1 protein-coding gene is annotated in these 247 nt (G+C 34.4%); it reads left to right on the top strand.

Going from position 1 to position 247, the window contains the following annotated elements:
- Positions 1-247, top strand: a 247-nt coding sequence (locus tag ACWA1B_RS23290) for a hypothetical protein (RefSeq protein WP_456911051.1), incomplete at both ends; no start/stop codon positions are given.

Here is a 247-nt window from a genome sequence, read left to right as displayed (position 1 = left end):
GGTTATTCCTAATTTAATTCCTGGAGTAAGATATACTTTCATTGTTTATGATAGTAAATCAGGATGTTATTATTATGAGATTGCTGACATGCCTATTCCATCAAATTCAACGCTTACTGTTGGAGCACCAACTGCACAAAATGTTACTTGTACAGGAAGTTCAGATGGTAAAGTTAGTTTTGTAGTTAGCAGTACTTATGGAACAGCTACACCAATTACTTATCAGGTGTATGACGCGTTATCTTTA

It is taken from the genome of Flavobacterium xizangense (assembly GCF_054075145.1).
This window is presented reverse-complemented; position numbering and strand designations above follow the sequence as displayed.